Genomic DNA, 22,437 nt, shown 5'->3' with positions numbered 1-22,437 from the left:
GGCGGGACGTATCGACGGCGCGCTCCGCCGGCGGCCCGCTCCGCGATCGCGGAGCCCGCGGCCCGCGGGAGACCGCGCGCCCGGCGACGAGCCGGAATCCGCACCCGCGACCGGCAGGCGCACCCCGGGCCGGGAACGACCCTCCGGCCGGCCACGCGGTCCACGGTCCGCTGAAACATTCACTGTTCGAAAGCGACCGGTTCGCGCGGAGGGACGAAAGCCCGTGCCACCTCCCTCGGCACGGGCTTTCGCCGTTCCACCCCGGGCGGGGCGGAACGGCCTTCGGCGCGGGGTCTCGGCCGGCGGATCTCAGTCGGCGAAGCGGGCCATCCTGCGGATCTTGTTCATGGCGTCGAGGGCGGCGACCTTGTAGGACTCGGCGAGGGTCGGATAGTTGAAGACCGCGTCCACCAGGTAGTCCACCGTGCCGCCGCAGCCCATGACGGCCTGCCCGATGTGGAGCAGCTCGGTCGCGCCGGTGCCGAAGACGTGCACCCCGAGCAGGGCGTGGTCGTCGGGCGAGACCAGGAGCTTGAGCATGCCGTAGGTGTCGCCGATGATCTGCCCGCGGGCCAGCTCCCGGTACCGCGAGATCCCGACCTCGAAGGGCACCAGTGCCTTGGTGAGCTCGTCCTCGGTCCGGCCGATGTAGCTGATCTCGGGGATGGTGTAGATGCCGATCGGCTGCAGGTCCGACATGCCCTTCAGCGGCTCGCCGCAGGCGTGGTGGGCGGCGATGCGTCCCTGCTCCATCGAGGTGGCCGCGAGCGAGGGGAAGCCGATGACGTCGCCGACCGCGTAGATGTGCGGCACAGGTGTGCGGTAGTCCTGGTCCACCGCGATGCGGCCCCGGGCGTCGGCCGTGAGCCCGGCGGCCTCCAGGTTCAGCGCCTCGGTGACGCCGTGCCGGCCGGCCGAGTACATGACGGTGTCCGCGGGGATCTTCTTGCCGCTCTCCAGGACGGTGACGCAGCCGCGCGCCCGCCGTTCGACGGCGGCCACCGTCTCGCCGAACCGGAAGGTGACCGCGAGGTCGCGCAGGTGGTACTTCAGCGCCTCGACCACCTCAAGGTCGCAGAACTCCAGCATGCGCTCGCGCCGCTCGACCACGGTGACCTTGGTGCCGAGGGCGGCGAACATCGAGGCGTACTCGATGCCGATCACCCCGGCGCCGACGACGACCATCGAGTCGGGCACCTTGTCGAGCTGGATCATGCCGTCGGAGTCGATGATCGTGCGGTCGTCGAACTCCACGCTGTCCGGGCGGGCGGGCCGGGTGCCGGTCGCGATGATGATGTTGTCGGCCGTGATCTTGGTGCCCCTGCCGTGCTCGTCGGCCACCTCGACCGTGTGCGGGTCGAGGAAGCGGCCCGAGCCGAGCAGCAGCGTCACGCGGTTGCGCGACAGCTGGCTCCTGATGACGTCGATCTCGCGCCCCACCACATGGGCGGTGCGCATGGTCAGGTCGGCCACCGTGACGTCTTCCTTCAGGCGGTAACTCTGGCCGTACATCTCTCGTTGGTTGAGGCCGGTCAGGTAGAGAACGGCTTCGCGCATGGTCTTGGAGGGGATCGTGCCGGTGTTGATGCACACGCCGCCGATCATGCTGCGCCGCTCGACGATCGCGACGCGGCGTTCGAGCTTGGCGGCCGCGATGGCCGCCTTCTGGCCGCCGGGTCCGGAACCCAGGACAAGTACCTCGTAGTCGGACACAACGCCAAGTGTGCGGCTAACGACCAGATTGGTGAAGCGGTGCGTCCGACCGGGAACGCCAAATCGCTATAACCCTGTGATCAGGGGACGATGCTTGCTTTCATGGGCGCATGTCGATTCGTAGCGCATACATGATCGTAGCGGCGACGACGTTGACCCTCTGTCCTGGCCCCGGCCACGACGGCCCGCACGGGCGGCGCCCCGGCGACGGGCGTCCGCCCGTCCACGCCGGCGCGTCCCCCTCGGCCGGCGACCGGAGCTTCCCTCCGCACGCCGGCCCGGTGACCAGCCGGGTGCCGCGCGCCGCCTCCCCGGGCGGCTCCTCGGGAGCTCCCCTGGGCGCGCCCGGCTACCCGCCTCCCCCGGTCTACGACCACCGGTACGGGCCGCGCGGCGGCCCGTCGTACCGGCCGCCGGGCCCGGGCGCTCCCTTGGACGTGCCGCCGGGCACGTCCCCGGGGGCACGGCCGGGCGGGCCGCCGACCGCCTCCAGCACCGTGCCGCCCCCGGTCGCCACGAGCGCGGCGCCCACGGCGGGGCAGCGCGCCACGTCCGGCACCGACCCCCGGTGGGGCGCCCCGGTGCTGGTGGAGAACTTCGACGGCACCCAGATCGACCGCGGCACCTGGGAGGTGTACCACTCCCCCGACGCCAAGGTGAACCCGCGCACGGCACAGGCGACCAGCGTCGGCGGCGGCATGCTGCGCATGACCGGCGGCTTCTACGGCGGCAAGGACCTGTCCGGCGGCGTCGCCTCCCACCTGTCGCAGACCTACGGCCGGTGGGAGGTGCGCTTCCGCGGCGAGGCGGGCGCCGGGTACTCGCTGGTCGCGCTGCTGTGGCCGAGCAGCGAACGCGGCGAGTACGCCGAGATCGACTTCGCCGAGGTGATCGACCCGACCCGGCGCACCGGCGGCATCTACGTCCACCGCGGCGAGGCCCCGCAGGCGCAGAGCCAGATGCGGGCCGACTTCACCCAGTGGCACACCGTGGCCGTCGACCGGCTGCCCGGCCGGCTGACGTTCTGGCTGGACGGCAGGCAGGTGTGGGACTACACCGGGCCGCGCGTGCCCGAGGCCCAGCCGATGCACCTGACCCTGCAGAACGACGTGGTGTGCAACCAGTGGTCGCCGTGCAGGAACGCCTCGACGCCGCGCACGGTGTCGATGTTCGTCGACTGGGTCAAGATCTACCGGGCTTCTTGACGGGCGCCCTGACGGTCGCCGGCGAGTAGCTCGGCGGCCTTGAGCCCGAGATGCAGGACCAGGCGGTTCTCACCGTCGTCGAGGTCCAGCCCGGTGACGCGCTCGGCCTTGGCCAGCCGGTAGTACAGCGTCTGGCGGTGCACGCCGAGCCGGGCGGCGGTCTCGCGCGCCCGGCCGCCCTGGTCCAGGTAGGCGCCGACGGTGGCGGCGAGCTCGCCGGACAGGGCGGCGGCCTCGGCCGCCAGGTCCGCCAGCTCGGCCGGCGACAGCCGCACCAGCAGGCGGTGCACCCCCAGATCGGCCCAGACGGCGACCGGGGCCAGGCGCGGCACCCGCTGGGCCGCGCGCAGCGCCAGGGTCGCCTCCCGCCAGCTCCGCCACGCCTCGCCGGGGTCCTCGCGCGGGCCGCCCACGCCGGCGGCCGTGCCGTACATGCCCTGGACGCGGGCGGCGACGGCGGCCGCCTGCCCGGCGGGCGCCAGCAGGGCGGTGAGCGGGTCGCCGGCGTCGGCGAGCACGCCGCGCGGGAGCGTCCACAGCGGCGCGACGACACCGGAGGCGGTGCGGACGGCGACCGCCGCCACCGGGCCGGACAGGTCCAGCGGGACCGCGGCGCGTACCTCCGGGTCGGCCGAGAGCAGATCGCGCAGGCGCACCCCGAGGTCCTGGCGGCTGCGGGCCTCCTGGGCGAGCGTGGCGGCGGCCCGCGCGACCAGCGGCGCGACGGCGTCCAGGCGCTGGTCGGTGAGCGCGCCGGCGTCCAGCAGCCACAGGTATCCATAGGTGACCCCGCGGTGGCGCAGGGGGACGCACACGCGGGCCAGCACGCCGAGGCCGCGGTCGGCGGGGATGCGGACCGGCCCGGCGGCGGTGGCGACGCCGTAGCCCTCGAAGTAGGCGCGCACCTCGTCGGAGGCGCGGCGGCGCAGGATGGACTCGCGCCGGACGGCGTCGATGTCGCCGCTCTGGGCCGCGTAGGCGAGCAACTGGAAGGCCCGGTCCTCCAGCGTCGCCGAGGCGTCCAGAATGCGCGCGATGTCGTCCACGATTTCCTGCAGATCCACCCGCCCATTGTCATACATCTGTATGAAGCGGGTAGACGAGGCCCGTGGCGGATGTCCATAGAAGCCGCTCACCTGCGCATTTATGGTGGTGAACATGCTCGGTTCCGTACTTCTGGCGGTCTCGCGGAGCCCGCTCGCGCGCCGCGCCGTCTCCGGTTTCCCGGTCACCCGGCTCGTGGTCGACCGGTTCGTCGCGGGTGAGGACGCGGGGTCAGCGCTCGCGGCCGTCCAGCGCCTCACCGACGCCCGCCTGACGGTCACCCTCGACCACCTCGGCGAGGAGACCAGGGACGCGCGGGCCGCCGCCGAGACGGTCAAGGCCTACGTCTCGATGCTCGACGCGCTGCGCCCGATCGGTCTCGGCACGCGGGCCGAGGTCTCGGTCAAGCTGTCCGCCGTCGGGCAGATGCTCGACCGCGGCATGGCGCTCGACCACGCCCGGGAGATCTGCGCCGCCGCGCGGGACGCCGGGACCACCGTCACGCTGGACATGGAGGACCACACCACGGTCGACTCCACGCTGTCCATCCTGCGGGAGCTGCGCGAGGACTTCCCGGCGACCGGCGTCGCCGTCCAGGCCTACCTGTTCCGCAGCGAGGGCGACCTGCGCGACCTGTCCCGCGAGGGCTCGCGGGTGCGGCTGGTCAAGGGAGCCTACGCCGAGCCGGCGTCGGTGGCCCACCAGAAGAAGGCCGACGTGGACAAGGCGTACGTGCGGTGCCTGCGCATCCTCATGGAGGGGAAGGGGTACCCCATGGTGGCCACGCACGACGACCGGCTGATCTCCATCACCGAGCTGCTGGCCGACCGCGCCGGACGCGGCCGGGACTCCTTCGAGTACCAGATGCTCTACGGCATCCGGACCGACAAGCAGGAGGCGCTGGCCCGCGCCGGCTCCACGGTCCGCGTGTACGTCCCCTACGGCGACGACTGGTACGGCTACTTCATGCGCCGCCTGGCCGAGCGCCCCGCCAACGTCGCCTTCTTCCTGCGTTCACTCCGCTCCAAGTGAGGTCTTCCATGGATGCCGTCAGCAACGTCCCCGTCCCGGCCAACGAGCCGGTGCACGGCTACGCACCCGGCAGCGCCGAGCGCTCGGTGCTGGAGAGCCGCCTGAAGGAGCTGTCCGGCACCGCGATCGACCTGACGATGACGATCGGCGGCGAGCGGCGCATGGCCGCGGGCGCCTCGATCGACGTCGTCCAGCCGCACAACCACGCCCACGTGCTCGGCCGCACGGCCGACGCCTCCGCCGGCGACGTGCGCGCCGCCATCGACGCGGCGCTGAAGGCCGCGCCGGCGTGGCGGGCGCTGCCGTTCGAGGAGCGGGCCGCGATCTTCCTCAAGGCCGCCGACCTGCTGGCCGGGCCGTACCGCGCGACGCTGAACGCCGCCACGATCCTCGGCCAGTCCAAGTCGGCGCAGCAGGCCGAGATCGACGCGGCGTGCGAGCTGATCGACTTCCTGCGCTTCAACGTGTCCTTCGCCCGCCAGCTCCACCAGGAGCAGCCGATCTCCTCGCCGGGCGTGTGGAACCGCATGGAGTACCGGCCGCTGGAGGGGTTCGTCCTGGCGATCACCCCGTTCAACTTCACGGCCATCGCCGGGAACCTGCCGACCTCCGCCGCCCTGATGGGCAACGTCGTGGTGTGGAAGCCGTCCCCGACCCAGCAGTTCGCCGCGCACTTCACCATGCGGCTGCTGGAGGAGGCGGGCCTGCCGCCGGGCGTCATCAACATGGTCACCGGCAACGGCGCCGCCGTGTCCGAGGTCGCGCTGACCGACCCGAACCTGGCGGGCATCCACTTCACCGGCTCCACGGCCACCTTCCAGCACCTGTGGGCCACCGTCGGCGCCAACATCGCCGGCTACCGGAGCTACCCGCGGCTGGTCGGCGAGACCGGCGGCAAGGACTTCGTGCTCGCCCACCCGTCCGCCGACCCGGCCGCGCTGTCCACCGCGCTGATCCGGGGCGCGTTCGAGTACCAGGGCCAGAAGTGCTCGGCCGCCTCCCGGGCGTACGTCCCGCGGTCGGTCTGGTCTGCCATCAAGGACGACCTGGTCGCGACGGCCGAGTCTCTGACCGTCGGCGACGTGGCCGCCGACCTGTCGACGTTCATGGGCGCCGTCATCGACGACCGCGCCTTCGCCAAGAACAAGGCGGCCATCGACCGGGCCCGCGCGACCGGCGGCATCGAGGTGCTCACCGGCTCCTACGACGACTCCACCGGGTACTTCGTCAAGCCCACCATCCTGGTCGGCGACGACCCGGCCGACGAGATCTTCGTCAAGGAGTACTTCGGCCCCGTCCTGGCCGTGCACGTGTACGACGACAGCCGGTTCGACGCCGTCCTGGACCAGATGGAGAGCGTGTCTCCGTACGCGCTGACCGGCTCGATCATCGCCCAGGACCGGTACGCCATCGCCTCGGCGACCGAGCGGCTGCGCTTCGCGGCGGGCAACTTCTACATCAACGACAAGCCCACCGGCGCGGTCGTCGGCCAGCAGCCCTTCGGCGGGGCCCGCGCCTCGGGCACCGACGACAAGGCCGGCTCGATCTTCAACCTGGTCCGCTGGGTCAGCGCCCGCGCGATCAAGGAGACCTTCGTCCCGCCGACCGACCACCGCTACCCCCACATGGGCTGAGACCCCGCGGCCACTCCACCGGCCCGGCAGGACGCACCACGCGCCCTGACCGGGCCGGCCGTCATCGCGGCGGCGTGTCGTCCGGCTCCGCGTGCGCCATGACGACGTACGCCGCGCCCGTCCGGCCGAAATGGAGCAGCAGAACGCAGCTTCCCCTGAGCGTCACGGCGGCGAACCGCCGGACCTTCGCCCGCCAGCCCTCGCCACCCATGCCCGGTCCTTCCTTGTGAGCGATCGCCATACCCGAGGATCACAACGAGGGACAGAGCCTCCCTGGAGACGCACTCGCGGCGAGCGCCCACATCCCAGGAGATGCCGGGAACCTGCAGGCCGGGAGCGGCCCCGTGAACCGTGGAAATGTCGGTGCCGACCGGCAGGATGCCTTCCGCGTGTCCGCCGCCGTGGCGGGTCTGCGCTCGGATGGCCGTCACGGGTCCGGCCACCGCCACGAGCATCGCCGCGACCCTTCCGATGGCCGAGCGACCCCGGTCGTTCGCCTTCCCTGACCCTCCCCATCCGCCCCTCCCCCGCCACCAAGCAGGCCATCTGATCAGAGGCCTTCGGGTACGACGAGCAGGCGGCCGGGATCAGGACCGACCAACCGGTCCAGCAGATACTTGTAGTCCTCCTCGGGCACTCGAGTGTCGGCGAAGAACTCGCGAATCGCCATGCTGATGCGGGCCGCCGCCGACGCGGAGCGGTGCTGCTCGCGTACGATGACCCGCTCCCACTCCTCCAGCAGGTGATCGCTCCAGACCACGGCGTGCACCGCGTCCTCGGTCAGGGAGAGCATCAGGTCCATCAGCGAGAAGGGGAACAGCACGTTGGTGTCAACGAAGACCCGCACCATCGGCATGCTCCCCGGGAGGTCAGAGGTCAGTAGGGTAGATCCGCCTCTTCGGCTACCTCCATGATCCTGCGACGGCCTTCCGCGCGGCGTTCGCGACGAGCCTGGAACTCCAGGACATCCGCGAGGCGCACCAGACGATGACGGCTGTCCGGCAGATGTTGCGAGGGGATCTCTCCTTCGTCGAGCAGTCGCGCGACGAAGGGGCGGGACAGTCCCAGCAGTTCGGCGACCTCGTTCGGAGTCAGCCGAGTCTCGACCGGCAAAGCGAGGACGGCATTACCCTTCGCCAGGTCGTGCGCTGCCGCCACCAGGAGGCTCACCAGTGACCGGGGCAACTCGATGTCGGCACCGTCGGGCTCTCGTAGCACCAGCGACGCCTTCGTCGAGGCCGCTGCCGCCTCCAGGTGGGCAAGCAGCTCGCGATCGCCGCTGTCCGCCTCGACACGGGTCGCGCCGGCCAGAACGCCTGTGCGGGGCATGACCACCTCCCACCGAGAAATATCTGAAATAAGTGTAACCTGGCGTGGCCGGACACGCCAGCGCCAGAACCCGATGTACGACACCACGACATCACCGCACGTCCGCGCCGTTGGCAGGCGGCCTCCGCCGACCGGCCGCCGCCTGTTTCGCTGTGGAGGCGCTTCCCGGCCGGGGTCGCGCATGGGAGCGTGGCCGGGGCCCTTGATTCGCGTCGGTGGACGGCGGCAAAGTGAGCCCAGGACGCGGTCGGCAGGGCGGCGCCGTCGGGACGAGATCACCGCAAGGGATCCCCGCAATTCCGCAACGGGTCGCCTCAAGGGGTCACCAGGGCGGGGTCACCGCGACACGGGCCTCGGGACGGGATCGCCTGGGCGGGGACGGCCGTATGGGTGATGACGGGGAGTGCTGTGGACGTGCAACGGGGAAGGCCTGCTCTGCTGGAGCCGGGCGTGGTGGTGCTGTTATGGCTGCGGGTGCTGCTGCTGGTGGTGTTGTCATGGGGGGCGCTCGTCACCGCCCTCTCGGGGAACCCGCCCCTGCGCCCCCTCGGGGAGTTCCGCGCGGCGCTGCGGGCGGGAGAGGTGAGCTACGTCATCGCCGAAGGGTCCGGGCGCGTCCTGCGCGACCTGCGGTGGTCGTCCGGGACGCTGTTCTGGTCGCGCGCGATCCTCTCCGTGCCGGGCACCAGCGGCTATTCGCAGACCGATCTGAACGCGGACCTGAGCGTCGTGTACGGGCCGCCTCCCGTGGACCGGCGGATCGGCACCCAGAACGGGCGAGGCTTCCTTCCCCGCTGGCCCTTCCACGTACCGGTGCCCTACGGGTCGTGGCCGGTGGGCGCGGCCTGGGTCCTGGCCTTGCTGGGCATGCTGTCCGTGGAACGGCCGCGCGCCGGCAACCGCTGGGCGTGGTTCTGGCTGTTCACGGTGGGCCGTGTCGGGGCGATCTTGTTCCTCGTCCTGGAGTCCCGCCCGCTCTGGCGGCCGTTCGACGACCTGCCACCGCCCTCTTCGCGGCTGGGCGGCGGGCGGGGATGCCTGTTGTCCCTCGTCATGGGCGTCATCTCTGCTGTTGCCGCATACGCGGTCGGCGAGGCGGTCGAAGCGGTGGTCCTGACCGCCACCGGCCTCTGAACGCCGCCTCGCTCCTCGTCGAGGGCGGGCGCCTGATGGCCGTGCGTGCTTCGTGAACACGGAGGCGAAGTCGTGCCGAGCCGGGCGGAGCGGCTTCGCCCGGCTCGGTGATTCCGCCTCGCCTGCTCCGCCCGGGTGCCCACCGTCGTGTCGGGCCGTCGGGCCGTCGGGCCGTCGGGCCGTCGGGCCGTCGGGCCGTCGGGACGCCGGGACGCCGGGCCGTCGGGCCGTCGGGACGCCGGGACCATGCCGGCGGCGGGGTGTGCCGTCAGGTGCGGGTGGGACTCGGGGACGGGGTGGTCTTGCGGCCGGGCTGGTTGACCAGGGTGTTGTGGAAGGACCTGACCAGCCATTGGCCGGACTTCTTGACCACGACGCTCGTGTTGTAGGACACGGTGTTGGGGCGGCACTTGTTCTCCGCGCCGAAATGCACGCACCCCTTGCGGATGATGAAGGCGACCGTCGGGGAGACCAGGTCGATCTTCTCCTCCAGGGTGACGATGCGGCTGTGGGCGAGCTGGGCGTGCAGGTAGCGCTGGAACTTCTCGCCGATCTCGGCGCTGGTGCGCAGGTGCTCGCCGGTGACGTTCACGAAGTCGGCGTCCGGGGTGTAGGTGGCGGCGTACGCCTTGCCGTCGCCCTTGGACCACGCGTCGGCCTGGCGCAACCACAGCCGCCTCAACGCGGTGAGCTCGGCCGCGATGTCACCGGCGGCCGCGGCGGGCGATGCGAGGGCGGGTGCGGCCGCGCCGGAGGCTGAGAGGCCTGGTGTGGCCGCGTCGGGCGGCGCGAGGGCGGGGGCGTTGGGGGCGACGGGAGGCGGCTGGGCGGCGGCGAGCGCGACGGAGGGGTGGTCGGGGGCCGGGCCGCCGGTCATCCTGAACGGGCGCTGGCGCTCCTCCTGGGGGCTGACCAGGGTGTTCTGGAAGGACTCGATCAGCCAGTGGCCCTGGCGCTTGACGGCGACGCTGCTGTTGATCGACAGGTTGGACGGGCGGCAGACACTCTCGGCGGCGTACAGGACGCAGTCCTTCCTGAGGATGATCGCCGTCAGGGGCGCCACCATGCGGACACTCTCGGCCAGCCGCGTGATCTGGGTGTTCCTGAGCTGGTTGTTGAAGTAGTACCCGATGCGGGCCGCGATCACCGAGCGGCCGTGCAGGTGCTCGCCCTTGATGTTCACCAGGTCGGCGTCCGGGGTGTACATCGCGGCGTAGGCGTCGGCGTCGCCCTTGCCCCACGCCTCGGCCTGCCGGCGCCAGATGTCGCCGAGAGCGGCCGCGTCCGGGTCGGCGCCCCGCGGCGCGGCCGCGGCCGCGGCCGGTGGCAGGGCGCACAGCAACGCCAGACCGGCTCCTCCGATGGCTGCCAGGCCGCTGGCCCTGTTCCCGCGTCGACGGTTTTCCATTCGTGCCCCCCGATTATGCGCTCCTGCGGCAAACATATATGCGGTTCGCGTCCTCACCCGGCCATGCGGCCGCGTGTCCCCGCTCCGGGCGGAATTATGCGTGTATATACCCCTCTCCCCCATGACACCAATCAACGAGCGCGAAGTCCGCCCTCATCACACATGAATGACATCCCAGCTCAGCACCCCGGCAGATCCCCATCTCCGGCCTTCTCCAGCGAGTCTCCGCGGCGAGAGCAGCGCTTGCGGCGACAATTGGCGACAGGGGGATGACATATGCAAATAACTGTCCTTGGAATGGGCAACATGGGGCGTGCGGTGGCCGTGCGGCTGGCCGCTCAAGGGCATCGGCCGCGGGTGTGGAACCGCACGCCGGGCAAGGCGGAAGAGGCGGTGGCGGCCGGGGCGGTGGAGGCGTCCTCCCCCGCGGAGGCGGCCCGGGGCGCCGACGCGGTGCTCATGTCGCTCGCCGACGACCAGGCCGCTCTGCAGGTCATGGAGAGGCTCACCGAGCAGGCGTCCAGCACCGACGGGCCGATCGTGGTGGACATGAGCACCGTCTCTCCGCGCACCTCCCGACGGCTGGCGGACCTCGCGCCCGGGAGCCGGTTCGTGGCCGCGCCGATCATCGGCGCGCCGAGGACCGTCCTGGAAGGCAGGGCCTCGGGCCTGCTCGGCGGCGAGCGCCATCTGGTGGAACGGCTGGAGCCCCTGTGGGGCCGCCTCTTCGACGTCCACTGGTACTGCGGCGAGGACCCGGGCGGCGCGACCACCTTCAAGCTGCTCAACAACTATCTCCTGATGGCGGAGGTCGCCCTGGTCGCCGAGGTGGTCGCCACGGCGGAGGCGACGGGGCTGGACACCAAGCTCCTGCGCGAGGTCCTCGACCAGTGGCCGACCGTGCCGATCGCCGTCCGCAACCGCGTCGACGACATCATCGGCGGCGAGCACCACGGCTGGTTCTCCACCCGGCTCGGCGCCAAGGACGTGCGGCACCTGGTCGAGGCGGCCGACGCGCACGGGCTGTCGCTGCCGATCGCGCGGCTGGTCGGGCGCCGGTACGAGGAGACCGCGGAGCGGTGCGGCTCCGGCGCCGACATCGCCGCGGTCGTGGAGGTGCTCCGCGCCGAGCGCGGCGCCGCCCCTCCCACCGCGGAACAGGTCTGACGTGGGCGGCCACGCGGTGCCCGCGCCCGTGCGGGGCGGTACCCGGAGATGACGGCCAACGGCACCCGGCCGCAGGTCGCGCTGGTGACCGGCGCCAACCAGGGCATCGGCCGCGAGATCGCCGCCCAGCTGGCGGAACGGGGCATGACCGTGCTGCTCGGCGCCCGCGACCCGGGCAGGGGCGAGGAGGCCGCCGCCGCGCTGCGGTCGGCGACCGGCGCCGACGTGCGCACGGTCACGCTCGACGTGACCGACCGCGCGTCGATCGACGCGGTCACCCGGTACGTCGCCGAGCGGTTCGGCGTGCTGGACGTCCTGGTGAACAACGCGGGCATCCTCGGCGACGTGGCCGGGCAGGACCCGTGCGACGCCGACCTGGATGTGATCAGGGAGGTCTTCGAGACCAACGTCTTCGGCCTGATCGCGGTGACCACGGCGATGATCCCGCTGCTGACGCGCTCGCCCTGCGGGCGGGTCGTCAACCTCACCAGCGGCCTCGGCTCGCTGACGCTGATGAGCGACCCGGCGGGGCCGTTCGCCCGCAGACCTCCGTCGGCGGCGTACGTGCCGTCCAAGACGGCGGTGAACGCGCTGACCGTGCAGTACGCCAACGCGCTGCGCGAGCACGGGGTGCTGGTCAACGCGGCCGACCCGGGCCCGTGCGCGACGGCGTTCGCCCCGGCCCTTTCGGGTATGGCGCGCACCGCGGCCGACGGCGCCGCGATCGCCGTGCGGCTGGCCGTCCTGGCGCCGGACGGTCCGACGGGCGGCTGCTTCGGAGCCGACGGCCCGCTCCCCTGGTAACGCTCGCGACCCTGGTGACACGGCCCGCACTCGTCGGGAGTGTCGTCTCAGCCAGGAAGGTCGTCCCCGTTCCCTTCGGCGGGGAAGGGGACGGCCTTGCCGGGGTTGAGGATGCCGTGCGGGTCGAGCGCCCGCTTGACCGCGCGGGTGACCTCCGCGCACTCGGCCGACATCTCCCGTTCGAGCCAGCGCCGTTTGAGCAGGCCGACCCCGTGCTCGCCGGTCAGGGTGCCGCCGAGCTCCAGCGCGCGGGCGAAGATCTCGTCGGCGGCCCGCGACACGTTGGCGGGGATTCCCGTCGTCCCGTGCGGCAGGACGAACAGCGGATGCAGGTTGCCGTCCCCGGCGTGGGCGACGGTGGCGATCTCGCAGGCGTGGGCGGCGGCGACGGCCTGGATGTGGCGCACCATCTCGGCGAGCCGTGACCGGGGCACGCACACGTCCTCGGTGAAGGGGACGCCGCGCCGGGCGAGCGCCGGGTAGGCCAGGCGCCGCAGTCCGACGAGTTCGGCGGCCTCGGAGGCGGTCTCGGACCGCAGAGCCGTCCCCGCGCCGCCGCGGGTGAGGACCGCCAGGGCGGCGTCGGCGGCGTCCTCGCGGCCGGCGCCGTCGAACTGCACGAGCAGCAGCGCCGCCGCGTCCTCGAAGTCCATGCGCGTGTGGTCGCTCAGCGCGGCGAGAGTGGCCGCGTCGAGCAGTTCCATCAGGCCGGGGTCGAGCCCGGCCCTGGTGATCTCCAGCGCGGCGGTGGCGGCGGCCTCCAGCAGCGGGAACTGCGCCACCACCGTGACCGGCGCGCCGGACGGGCGGGGGCGCAGCCGCAGGGTGGCCTCGACGATGACGCCGAGCGTCCCCTCGGAGCCGACCAGCAGGCCGGTGAGGTCGTATCCCGCGACGCCCTTGACGGTGCGCCGCCCGGTGGCGAGCACGCGGCCGTCGGCGAGCACCGCCCGCAGGCCGAGCGTCCAGTCGCGCGTCACCCCGTACTTGACGCACCGCAGCCCCCCGGCGTTGGTGGCGAGGTTGCCGCCGATGGTGGAGGTCTCGTGGCTCGAGGGGTCGGGGGCGTACATCAGCCCGTGCCTGGCCGCCGCGCGGTCGAGGTCGGCGGTGATCACGCCGGCCTGGACCACGCAGTACTGGTCGTCGGCGCGCATCTCGACGACGCGGTCCATGCCGGCCAGGCTCACCACCAGGCACCCGTCGACGGCCGTGGCGCCGCCGGCCAGACCGGTCCCGCCGCCGCGGGGCACGACGGCGACGTGGTGCCGGTGCGCCCAGCGCAGGGCCTGCTGGACGTCGCCCTCCTCCCGGGCGCGCACGACGGCGAGGGGCACGCCGGCCGCGGCGAGCGGGGCGGCGTCGTGGCGGTAGGCCTGCACGGCCTCGCCGGTCAGCAGGCGGGGGCCGAGCCGGGCGCGCAGCTCGCCCACGCTTTCCGTCATATCACGGGATAAAGAAGTCACGGGGCCTCGCCATTAATTCGGGAGCGGTATCACATCCGGCCTTTAGTCATTTCTCACCGGTATAGCACAGACACCGCCGGGAACAACCGGGCGAGGAGACGCGCCGATGACGTGCGAGCGGGCGCGACCGGCGTCGATGACGGTTCGCCCGTCACCTAACCATCCCTCGGATAACGTGGTCGGCGTCGTCCCGGGCGTCGGCGGAGACTGCTCGTCCATCGGCGCGACGGCCCAGCGCCGGCGGCATGACCGCGCCGCCGTAAAAGGGCTGCCCGCGTTTTCCGATTCCGTGGACCGCAGTCCCGCCGCGGCCGGAGAAACACCCGGCGGACCACAAGGAGAAACCGATGGAACACCGGAAGCTCGGGGAATTGGACGTGTCCGCGATCGGCCTCGGCTGCATGGGAATGTCGCAGTCGTACGGCCCCTATGACGACGAGGAGTCCATCGCCACCATCCGGGCGGCGCTCGACCTCGGCATCACCCTGCTCGACACCTCGGACATGTACGGATACGGCAACGGCCACAACGAGTCGCTGGTCGGCCGGGCCATCGCCGGCCGGCGCGACCAGGCGGTCGTGGCCACCAAGTTCGGCATCAAGGGCTGGACCGGCGACGGGAGTTTCGTCCTGGACTCCAGCCCCGAGTACGCCCGCGAGGCGTGCGAGGCCTCGCTGCGCAGGCTCGGCGTGGACGTCATCGACCTGTACTTCCTGCACCGCCGCGACCGCGAGATGCCCATCGAGGAGATCGTGGGCGGGATGGCCGAGCTGGTCACCGCGGGCAAGGTGCGCTACATCGGGCTGTCGGAGGTCAGCACCGACACCCTTCTGCGCGCGCACGCGACCCATCCGATCACGGCGCTGGAGAGCGAGTACTCGCTGTTCGAGCGGTACGTGGAGAAGGACGTGCTGCCAGCCTGCCGCGAGCACGGCATCGGCCTGATGGCGTTCTCCCCGCTCGGGCGCGGCTTCCTCACCGGCACCGTGCGCGACATGGGCGCGCTGTCGCAGGACGACTACCGGCACACCGACCCCCGGTTCAAGGGCGCCAACCTCGCCCGCAACCTCGCGCTGGTGGACCGTGTGCAGAGCATCGCGGCGGAGCTGGAGATGACCCCCTCCCAGATCGCCCTGGCCTGGATGCTCGCCCAGGACGAGCACATCGCGCCCATCCCCGGCACCAAGCGGGTCACCTACCTGCGGGAGAACGTCGCCGCGGCGCAGGTGCGGCTCACGCCGGAGCAGGTGGGCCTGCTCGAGAGCGCCGTCCCCGCCGGTTCGGTGTCCGGCGAGCGCTACCCCGAGGGGATCATGCGCACGGTCGACGCGTGAGCTTCCCGCCGCACCGAGTCCACCCGCCACCGGAGGGCGACATGTCCGTTCCACCCGCCGGGTCCGAGGAGATCGAGACCCGGACCGTACGCAAACTCGTCCGCAGGCTCATCCCCCTGATGATCGTGCTCTATTTCCTGAACTTCCTCGACCGGGTGAACATGAGCTACGCCGCGCTCGACATGAACGCCGAGCTCGGGCTGACCGCGTCGATGTTCGGCCTGGCCGCCGGCGTCTTCTTCATCGGGTACGTGCTGTTCGAGGTGCCCAGCAACATCGCGATGCTCAAGTTCGGGGCCCGGGTCTGGATCGCCCGCATCGCCGTCACCTGGGGCCTGTGCAGCGCCGCCCTGGCCTTCGCCCAGGGCCCCGGCAGCCTGTACGCGCTGCGCGCGCTGCTCGGCGTCGCCGAGGCGGGCCTGTACCCCGGGCTGCTGCTCTACGTCGCCCTGTGGTTCCCGGCCCGCCGTCGGGCGCAGATGCTGTCGATGTTCCTGCTCGGCATCCCGCTGTCGTCGGTGCTCGGGGCGCCGCTGTCCACGGCGATCATGCAGTACGGCGACGGCCTGTTCGGCATGTCCGGATGGCGCCTGCTGTTCCTGGCCGAAGGCATCCCGTCGGTGATCGTCGGCGTGTGGGCGTTCTTCTGGCTCACCAGCCGCCCGCAGGAGGCCCGCTGGCTGGCCGACGACGAGCGCGAGTGGCTGGTCGGGACGCTGGAGGCCGAGAATCAGGCGCCGCCCCACCAGAAGGGGGCGCTGGGCCGGACGGTGCGCAACCCGCGCGTGCTGCTGCTCGGCGTGGTGCTGTTCGGCCAGGCGTTCGGGCTGTGGGCGCTGACCTACTTCCTGCCACAGATGATCAAGGGGCTCGAGACGGCCTTCGGCACGAGGTTCTCCTACCTGCAGGTGGGCCTGGTCACGGCCATCCCCTTCGCCGTGGCCACGGTGGGCTTCGTGTGGTGGGCGCGCCACTCCGACCGGACGGGCGAGCGGCGCCTGCACTGCGCCGTGCCTCTGCTGCTGGGCGCCGTCGCCGTGGTCGCGTGCGTGCTGGCGAGCAACCCGTACGTGCTGGTCGCCGGCATCGCGCTCGGGCTGACCGGCATGCTCAGCTCCACCGTCGCCTTCTGGCAGCTGCCCGCCCGGGTCGTCGCGGGGACGGGCGTGGCGGCCGCGGGCGCGATCGCCCTGATCAACTGCATCGGCGCGGCGAGCGGCTACCTGGGCCCCCACCTGTTCGGCCTGCTGAAGGACTGGACGGGCTCGTTCGGCGCCGGCCTGTACGTCGTGGCCGGCTTCATGATCCTCTCCGCGGTGACGGTGCTGCTGGTGGTCCCGGCGCGCCACGGCGCCCCGGAGACGGCCGAACCGTCGCGCGCGGTCGTCGCGTGACGGGCACATCTCGACCCACAGGGAGAAAGATCGCATGCGAAGCGGGATGATGGAATCTCCGCTCACCATTCCCGGGATGGTCACCTCGCGCGCCGAGCGGCTGTTCGCGAGGCGGCCGGTGGTCACCCGGTCACGGGCCGGCGTCACCCGCCTCACCTGGGGTGACGTGGTGGCCCGTGCCCGCCGGCTGGCGGGGGCGCTCGCCGCGCTCGGGGTCGGCCCGGGCGACCGGGTGGCGACCTTCGCCGGTGGCACGCACCGGCACGTGGAGGCCTACCTCGCCGCCACCTCGATGGGGGCGGTGCTGCACACGGTCAACGTCCACCTGCCGGCCGAGCACGTCGCCTACATCGTCGACCACGCCGACGACACGCTCGTGCTGTGCGAGGCGGGCCTGCTGCCCGCCTGGGAGGAGGCGGAGTCCCGGCTCACGCGCCGCCGCCCGGTCGTCGTGCTGCCCGACGGGGACGGCGACGAGCCGCCCGCCGGCGGGCGGCTGGGCTACGAGCGGCTGCTGGCCGAGGCCGACCCGCTGAAGGCCTGGCCGGAGGTGGAGGAGGCCGCGGCGGCGCACGTCAGCTACACCACCGGCACCACCGGACGCCCGAAGGGCGTGGTCTTCAGCCATCGCAGCACGGTGCTGCAGAGTTTCTGCGCCGGGCTCGCCGACGCCGAGAGCCTGTCGTCCGGCGACACGCTGCTCGCCCTGGTGCCCCTCTCTCTGAGCCAGGTGGGGTTGCCGTTCAGCGCGGCCATGCACGGCTGCGGCCTGCTGCTGCCCGGAGGCGACCTGACCCCGGCCGGGGTGTGCGAGCTGATCGAGCGCGAGAGGCCGACGGTGTCGGTCGGGTTCGGCGCCGCCCTCACCGGCCTGCTGGACCACTGGCGCCGCCACCGGCCCGACCTGTCCTCGCTGCGGCGCATGGTGTGCGGCGGCTCCCCCGTGCCGCGCGCGGTCTCGCGCGCCTTCGAGGAGGAGGTCGGCGTCCCGATCGTGCAGGTGTTCGGCATGACCGAGACCAGCGGGCACGGCAGCTTCAGCCGGCCGCCCGCCGAGGCCGGGGAGCGGCCCTCGGAGGAGACCCGCGCCTACTACGCGGTCTCGCAGGGCAGGCCGCTGGCCATGGTCGACATGCGCATCGCCGACGACACCGGGGGCGAGGTGCCGTGGGACGGCGCGTCCATGGGCGAGCTGCAGGTGCGCGGGCCATGGGTGGTGCGCGAGTACTTCCGCGACGGGTCGCCGCCGGACAAGTTCCAGCAGGGCTGGCTGCGGACCGGCGACGCGGCCCGCATCGACGAGCTCGGCTACATCCGCATCGTCGACCGGATGAAGGACCTCATCCGGGCCAACGGCGAGTGGATCTCGACGGTCGAGCTGGAGGAGCACCTCATGGCGCACCCGGCGGTCGCCGACGCCGCCGTGGTGGGGGTGCCCGACGCCGAGTCGGGTGAGCGCCCGCTCGCCTGTGTGGTCCTGCGTGAGGGCGACGGCGCGCGGCCCGCCCCCGAGGAGTTCGCCGCCCACCTCGCCGGCCGGGTCCCGCCGTCGTGGCTGCCGACCGTGCGCGTCGTCACCGAACTGCCCAGGACCGGCGTCGGGAAGGTCGACAAGCGGGCCCTGCGGGAGCGTTTCGGCGCCGCGCGCCCCGCCCCCGAGGCCTGACCGCCGCGGGCGTCGCCCTTCGCCCGCCGACAAGAAGAGAGAGAACCGATCACATGAACGTCCGGAATATTTACGGCCCGGCCGTCAGCAGCCAGGAAGTTCGCGCCCGCTTGGCCGCCCAGGGCAGGTCGCTGCCCAAGCCCTGGCAGCTCCCCAACCAGATCAAGATCGCTCCGAGCCTCGTCCGCGTGCTCGGAAAACGGGTCCTGGTGTCCGGGCACGTCCCCATCGGCGAGGACGGCACGGTGGCCGGGCCGTCGGGCAAGGTCGGCTCCGAGGTCGACCTCGCCACCGCGCAGGAGTCGGCCAGGCTCACGCTGCTGGGCATCTTCGCCGACCTCGAACGGGAGCTCGGCGACCTCGACCGCGTCGGGGCGTGGTGCCGCCTGAACTGCATGGTCAACGCCTCCCCGGACTTCATCGACTTCCCCGCCGTGTTCAACCCGGCCTCGCAGCTCCTCCTCGACGCCTTCGGCGACGAGGTGGGCGGGCACTCTCGGGTGGCCGTCGGCGTCGCGGGCCTGCCGTGGAACATGCCCGTGGAGATCGAGGCGGAGCTGGAGCTCCGCGGCTGAGAGTGGCCGGCCACCGGCCGCGCCACCGGCGAGGGAGGAAAGAAGGCCGCGGTGGTCGCGTCCCCACGAGGACGGGACCGCCGCGGCCCCTCACGTCCGGCCCGGCTCACGCTCCGGCCCGGCTAAGAACCCACCGGTCTCACGCAGGGTTCGGCGCGCGTCCGGCCGGGCTCAGGGCCGGCCGAGCCAAGCGTCGGCCGGGCTGAGCGTCGGCCCGGGCGCCGCCGCCGTCAGAAGGTGTTGTCCGGACGGGTGGCGATGAGGATGCGGTGCATGGGCGCGTCGATCAGGGCCACCCGCCTCAGCCCCGCCGACTCCAGCCACCGGTCGTAGCGGCTCAGGCGGTAGGCGTCGCCGCCGCCGGTCGCCAGCATCGAGGCCGCGAAGAGCCGGGCGAACCGGTCCTGCTCGGACTCGCCCCGGCCGGTGTCGTCCACGATGTGGTCGGCGATGCAGATCAGCCCGCGCTCCGACAGGGAGCCGGCGGCGGTGGCGGTGAGCTTCGCGGCGCTCTCCGGCGTCTGCAGGTGGAAGATGTTGGCGAAGAACACCAGGTCGAAGCCGGCGCCCCAGGCGTCGGCCCAGAAGTCGCCGACCATGCCGCTGAAGCGGCCGTCGACGCCCAGCCGCCGCGCCTGTGCGCGGGCCAGCTCGATGATGCGCGGCGCGTCCACGCCGGTCACATGCCAGTTCTCCCGCCGGCGGAGCATGAGCTGGCCGTACAGGCCGCTGCCGCAGCCGACGTCGAGCACCCGCGCGGGGACGCTCGCGTCCCATCCGGAGGCGTCGAGCCAGTCGTGCAGCCGGGCGACGATCGGCGGAGCCCAGAAGTTGATGCCCAGGGCCAGCGACTCGTAGTCGGCCTCGGAGATCTGGTTGGCGCGGTCGTGACCGGCGGCGTCGCGCGAGCCGTGCCGCACGGCCTCGGCCAGGCTCCGCCACGCCGGCCAGGCGACCGCCCGGTCGTAGTCCATCTTCCCGGTCAGGCTGTAGACCCCGCCGGGCAGGACGGACGGGAGCATCCGCTCGCCGAGCACGTAGCGGGTGATGCCGTCCGGCGGCACGACGGCGTCGACCATCGCGTAGGCGTGCAGGGCGTCCAGCATGATGCGCGTGGCGCGTTCGTCGGTCTTGAGCGTCTCGGCGACCTCGACCGCGGAGGCCGCGCCCTTCGCCAGCTCGGCGAACATGCCGAGGTCGTGGGCGGCCTCGATCACGCCGGGCGCCCACAGGCCGATGAGGTGCTCGTACAGCCGGTGCGCGGCCTGGATCCGCCGGTCCTCGTCGGTGTCGCCGTCCAGCCGGGTGTGGTCCACCAGTGGCTGGACGCCGACCTCCGAACCGGGTGTCGGCGCCCGGTCAGGGCGCGCGGCCATCGCTTCGGAAAACCCATAAGACATGAGTACTCATTTCTCGGGGATGGATGATCGGTTCCCGCGGCGGGCGTGCCGGCGCGCCTGGCACCGGCACGCGCGCCGGCCGCCCGGTCTCGGGTGGTCAGGCGGAGGGGCGCGGCGCGAACCGCGTGCTGACGGAGGTGTGCGAGCGCGGCAGGTGGCCGAGTTGCTCCTCGCCCTCCACCTCGATCGACCACAGCCGCAGCCACCCGTCCTTCGCCGCGATGAACACATCGTCGTTCTCGTGGCGCACGGTCCCGGGGGTGACGGAGGCGGGGTAGCGCGTCCCCACCGCCTCCATGGACAGCACGACCATCACCTCGCCGTCCTCGGTGAGGACGTAGGCTCCCGGGCGGCGGTAGCCGGCCCGGACGGTGCGCAGGATGGTCTCGGTGTCCTGGGTGAAGTCGAGCCAGTGGTCCTGGTCGCCGGGTTTGCTGAAGTAGGTGCGCTCCCCCGGGTCCTGCGGAGTGAGGGGCAGCCGTCCCGCGGCCAGGCGCGGGATCAGCTCGCGCAGCAGCGCCACGTTGGCCACCGTGTGCGACTCCCTGATCTCCAGGGCCGTCTCGGTGCCGCTGAGCATGATGGGTTTGGCGGCGATGACCGGTCCCCCGTCGATCTGGGTGGTCATGGCGATGGCCGTGACACCGCTGCGGGTCTCCCCGGTGCGCGCCATCCAGAAGAACGGCGCCCAGCCGGCGTACTTGGGCAGCGGGCTCGGGTGGAAGTTGACCGAGGTGATGCGGGGCACGCCCAGCAGGTCCGCCTTCAGGATCTGCTGGTAGTTGCCCACGATGATGTAGTCGGGCTTCAGGGCCGCGATGGCGGCGACGCTGCCGGGGTCGTTGACGTTCGCCGGGCGCATCGGCGGGATGCCCCATCCGCGCCCCTGGGCGTCGAGGTCGACCTGGTCCTCCTCACCCAGGAAGTACGGGCAGAGCCGGCCTCGCGGGCTGGTCACCACCCCCACGAGCTCGACCAGGGGATGCTCGGCCAGGATGGACAGGAACGGCGCCCCGAGCTTCGAGTTGACCTCCGACATCAGGACGACGCGGACGGGGAGGCTCACCTCTCCCACCACTTGCCCGGCACCATGCGGGCCGTCCAGTTCTTGGAGTCGAAGATCGCGTAGCCGGGCTGCACGGGCAGCGGGGCCACCCCCGGCAGCTCCATGATCTCCATGGCCAGCCGCTCGACGAGGATGCCCTCGGCCATGGGCGGGCAGGCGCCGAAGATGGGCATGCGGCGCATGTCGAGGAACCAGCGGTCGATCTCGGCCCGGTCGGGGTAGTCCGGCATCACCGCGATGGCGCGCTCGACGAGCTTGCGCACCACGTCGTCGGTGAACTCGGCGTCCTCGGGGATGTCGTAGACCTCCTCGATGGTCATCGAGTCGTGCGTGTACTTGTAGACGATCACCGTGTGGCCGACGGTGGGGATCTTGAGCATGAACTTGCAGCGGTCGGAGGCCCGGAACGCCCTGTGCAGCGCGTAGCGGTTCTTGACCTGGTAGAACTCCATCTGGTCCATGACGTAGTCGCAGCCGTCCATGAACTCTTCCGCGCTGCCGGGGGTGATCCCCTCGGGGTAGACGTCGATGTTGACGTCCCGCGTGAGGTCGAAGGCCATCTGGGCCACCACCTCGGCCTTGTTGCGGCCGACGGTCGCCAGGTCGGCCCCCATCTGCCGCTGGATGTTCGTCACGTCGAACTCGTCGGGATCGGCCAGCTTCAGGTTGCGGGCGCCCATGCGGACCAGCCGGAGCGCGACCGCCCCGCCGATGCCGCCGGTCCCGACGATGCCGATCACCGAGTCGCGCAGCTTCTCCTGACGCTTGCGCTGCTCTTCCGGGGTGTCACCGAGCCATCCCAGATTACGATCCACCCGCTCCCAATAGAGAGCCTCGTCGTACTCGCCGCGGTATGTTTTCCGATCGGCCATGACGTCCCCTCACGAGTGAAATCCGGTTCTCGAAACCGCGCCCGATATGCCCGGATCGCGGTATATCGAAGGACGCCGCGAAGCTTAGCAAGCCGACCGTTAGGTATCGGCCTAACTATTGATGGCACAGTCCGGACAAGGCGGGCGTCAAATACGGTTCAGCCGTACCGAAAGCAGCAAATGATGAACGCCGA

20 protein-coding genes are annotated in these 22,437 nt (G+C 72.1%); 10 read left to right on the top strand and 10 right to left on the bottom strand.

Features of this window, described 5'->3' with window-relative positions:
* Positions 1-309: 309 nt before the first annotated feature.
* On the bottom strand, positions 310-1,713 hold the full coding sequence (gene sthA / locus ABZU32_RS08720) for a Si-specific NAD(P)(+) transhydrogenase (RefSeq protein WP_354919086.1): 1,404 nt from the start codon (positions 1,711-1,713) through the stop codon (positions 310-312).
* A gap of 110 nt (positions 1,714-1,823) precedes the next feature.
* On the opposite strand from sthA, the gene ABZU32_RS08715 reads away from it, so the two are divergent.
* Positions 1,824-2,918: a family 16 glycosylhydrolase gene (locus tag ABZU32_RS08715; RefSeq protein WP_354919083.1), complete on the top strand. Its 1,095-nt coding sequence runs from the start codon at positions 1,824-1,826 to the stop codon at positions 2,916-2,918.
* Here ABZU32_RS08715 and ABZU32_RS08710 read toward each other — a convergent pair.
* Positions 2,903-3,982 (bottom strand): helix-turn-helix domain-containing protein, encoded by a 1,080-nt coding sequence (locus tag ABZU32_RS08710; RefSeq protein ID WP_354919080.1) that lies wholly within the window; start codon positions 3,980-3,982, stop codon positions 2,903-2,905. The genes ABZU32_RS08715 and ABZU32_RS08710 overlap by 16 nt on opposite strands.
* 94 nt (positions 3,983-4,076) lie before the next feature.
* Between ABZU32_RS08710 and ABZU32_RS08705 the strand changes: the two genes are divergently transcribed.
* A complete protein-coding gene (locus ABZU32_RS08705; protein WP_354919077.1) occupies positions 4,077-4,994 on the top strand; it encodes a proline dehydrogenase family protein in 918 nt (305 codons plus the stop codon).
* Positions 4,995-5,002: 8 nt separating this feature from the next.
* Complete coding sequence (gene pruA, locus ABZU32_RS08700) at positions 5,003-6,628, top strand: L-glutamate gamma-semialdehyde dehydrogenase (protein WP_354919074.1); 1,626 nt, start codon at positions 5,003-5,005, stop codon at positions 6,626-6,628.
* 61 nt (positions 6,629-6,689) lie between these two features.
* Here the strand turns inward: pruA and ABZU32_RS08695 are convergent, their stop codons facing one another.
* The 3 genes from ABZU32_RS08695 to ABZU32_RS08685 all read right to left on the bottom strand — a co-directional run bounded on the left by ABZU32_RS08695 (position 6,690) and on the right by ABZU32_RS08685 (position 7,957).
* The gene (locus ABZU32_RS08695; RefSeq protein WP_354919071.1) at positions 6,690-6,839 is read right to left on the bottom strand and encodes a hypothetical protein; all 150 of its coding nucleotides are present in this window, start codon (positions 6,837-6,839) and stop codon (positions 6,690-6,692) included.
* A gap of 339 nt (positions 6,840-7,178) precedes the next feature.
* Complete coding sequence (locus ABZU32_RS08690) at positions 7,179-7,478, bottom strand: hypothetical protein (RefSeq protein WP_354919069.1); 300 nt, start codon at positions 7,476-7,478, stop codon at positions 7,179-7,181.
* Positions 7,479-7,504: 26 nt separating this feature from the next.
* Positions 7,505-7,957, bottom strand: coding sequence for a helix-turn-helix domain-containing protein (locus tag ABZU32_RS08685; RefSeq protein ID WP_354919066.1), 453 nt, complete (start codon positions 7,955-7,957; stop codon positions 7,505-7,507).
* 408 nt (positions 7,958-8,365) lie between these two features.
* Between ABZU32_RS08685 and ABZU32_RS08680 the strand changes: the two genes are divergently transcribed.
* Positions 8,366-9,091, top strand: coding sequence for a hypothetical protein (locus ABZU32_RS08680; RefSeq protein ID WP_354919063.1), 726 nt, complete (start codon positions 8,366-8,368; stop codon positions 9,089-9,091).
* Positions 9,092-9,359: 268 nt separating this feature from the next.
* Here the strand turns inward: ABZU32_RS08680 and ABZU32_RS08675 are convergent, their stop codons facing one another.
* Positions 9,360-10,499, bottom strand: coding sequence for an SgcJ/EcaC family oxidoreductase (locus tag ABZU32_RS08675; protein ID WP_354919060.1), 1,140 nt, complete (start codon positions 10,497-10,499; stop codon positions 9,360-9,362).
* 276 nt (positions 10,500-10,775) lie between these two features.
* Between ABZU32_RS08675 and ABZU32_RS08670 the strand changes: the two genes are divergently transcribed.
* Together ABZU32_RS08670 and ABZU32_RS08665 are read left to right on the top strand one after the other, a co-directional pair.
* A complete protein-coding gene (locus ABZU32_RS08670; protein WP_354919057.1) occupies positions 10,776-11,666 on the top strand; it encodes an NAD(P)-dependent oxidoreductase in 891 nt (296 codons plus the stop codon).
* Between the two features lie 48 nt (positions 11,667-11,714).
* Positions 11,715-12,470 (top strand): SDR family NAD(P)-dependent oxidoreductase, encoded by a 756-nt coding sequence (locus ABZU32_RS08665; RefSeq protein ID WP_354919054.1) that lies wholly within the window; start codon positions 11,715-11,717, stop codon positions 12,468-12,470.
* A gap of 47 nt (positions 12,471-12,517) precedes the next feature.
* Here the strand turns inward: ABZU32_RS08665 and ABZU32_RS08660 are convergent, their stop codons facing one another.
* A complete protein-coding gene (locus tag ABZU32_RS08660) occupies positions 12,518-13,915 on the bottom strand; it encodes an FAD-linked oxidase C-terminal domain-containing protein (RefSeq protein WP_354919051.1) in 1,398 nt (465 codons plus the stop codon).
* Positions 13,916-14,283: 368 nt separating this feature from the next.
* Here ABZU32_RS08660 and ABZU32_RS08655 point away from each other — a divergent pair, with 368 nt between their 5' ends.
* The 4 genes from ABZU32_RS08655 to ABZU32_RS08640 are packed head-to-tail and all read left to right on the top strand — an operon-like array spanning position 14,284 to position 18,905.
* Entirely contained in the window at positions 14,284-15,270 is a 987-nt protein-coding gene (locus ABZU32_RS08655; protein WP_354919048.1) for an aldo/keto reductase, read from the top strand.
* Between the two features lie 41 nt (positions 15,271-15,311).
* The gene (locus ABZU32_RS08650) at positions 15,312-16,664 is read left to right on the top strand and encodes an MFS transporter (protein WP_354919045.1); all 1,353 of its coding nucleotides are present in this window, start codon (positions 15,312-15,314) and stop codon (positions 16,662-16,664) included.
* Positions 16,665-16,698: 34 nt separating this feature from the next.
* Positions 16,699-18,330: a long-chain-fatty-acid--CoA ligase gene (locus ABZU32_RS08645; RefSeq protein WP_354919043.1), complete on the top strand. Its 1,632-nt coding sequence runs from the start codon at positions 16,699-16,701 to the stop codon at positions 18,328-18,330.
* A 53-nt stretch (positions 18,331-18,383) separates the two neighbouring features.
* Entirely contained in the window at positions 18,384-18,905 is a 522-nt protein-coding gene (locus ABZU32_RS08640) for a RidA family protein (protein WP_354919040.1), read from the top strand.
* A 230-nt stretch (positions 18,906-19,135) separates the two neighbouring features.
* On the opposite strand, the gene ABZU32_RS08635 is transcribed toward ABZU32_RS08640, so the two are convergent.
* The 3 genes from ABZU32_RS08635 to ABZU32_RS08625 all read right to left on the bottom strand — a co-directional run bounded on the left by ABZU32_RS08635 (position 19,136) and on the right by ABZU32_RS08625 (position 22,243).
* Positions 19,136-20,305: a class I SAM-dependent methyltransferase gene (locus ABZU32_RS08635; protein WP_354919037.1), complete on the bottom strand. Its 1,170-nt coding sequence runs from the start codon at positions 20,303-20,305 to the stop codon at positions 19,136-19,138.
* 97 nt (positions 20,306-20,402) lie between these two features.
* On the bottom strand, positions 20,403-21,371 hold the full coding sequence (locus tag ABZU32_RS08630; RefSeq protein ID WP_354919034.1) for a formyltransferase family protein: 969 nt from the start codon (positions 21,369-21,371) through the stop codon (positions 20,403-20,405).
* Positions 21,368-22,243 carry a ThiF family adenylyltransferase gene (locus tag ABZU32_RS08625; protein WP_354919030.1) on the bottom strand — a complete coding sequence of 292 codons (876 nt, stop codon included), beginning with the start codon at positions 22,241-22,243 and terminating at the stop codon, positions 21,368-21,370. Before ABZU32_RS08625 ends, ABZU32_RS08630 begins: the two co-directional genes overlap by 4 nt.
* Between the last annotated feature and the right edge of the window lie 194 nt (positions 22,244-22,437).

The organism is Sphaerisporangium sp. NPDC005288, from assembly GCF_040607475.1.
GTDB classification, from domain to species: Bacteria; Actinomycetota; Actinomycetes; order Streptosporangiales; family Streptosporangiaceae; genus Sphaerisporangium; species Sphaerisporangium rhizosphaerae.
Note: the sequence above shows the minus strand (reverse complement) of the source record. Positions and strands in the feature narration are given on the sequence as shown.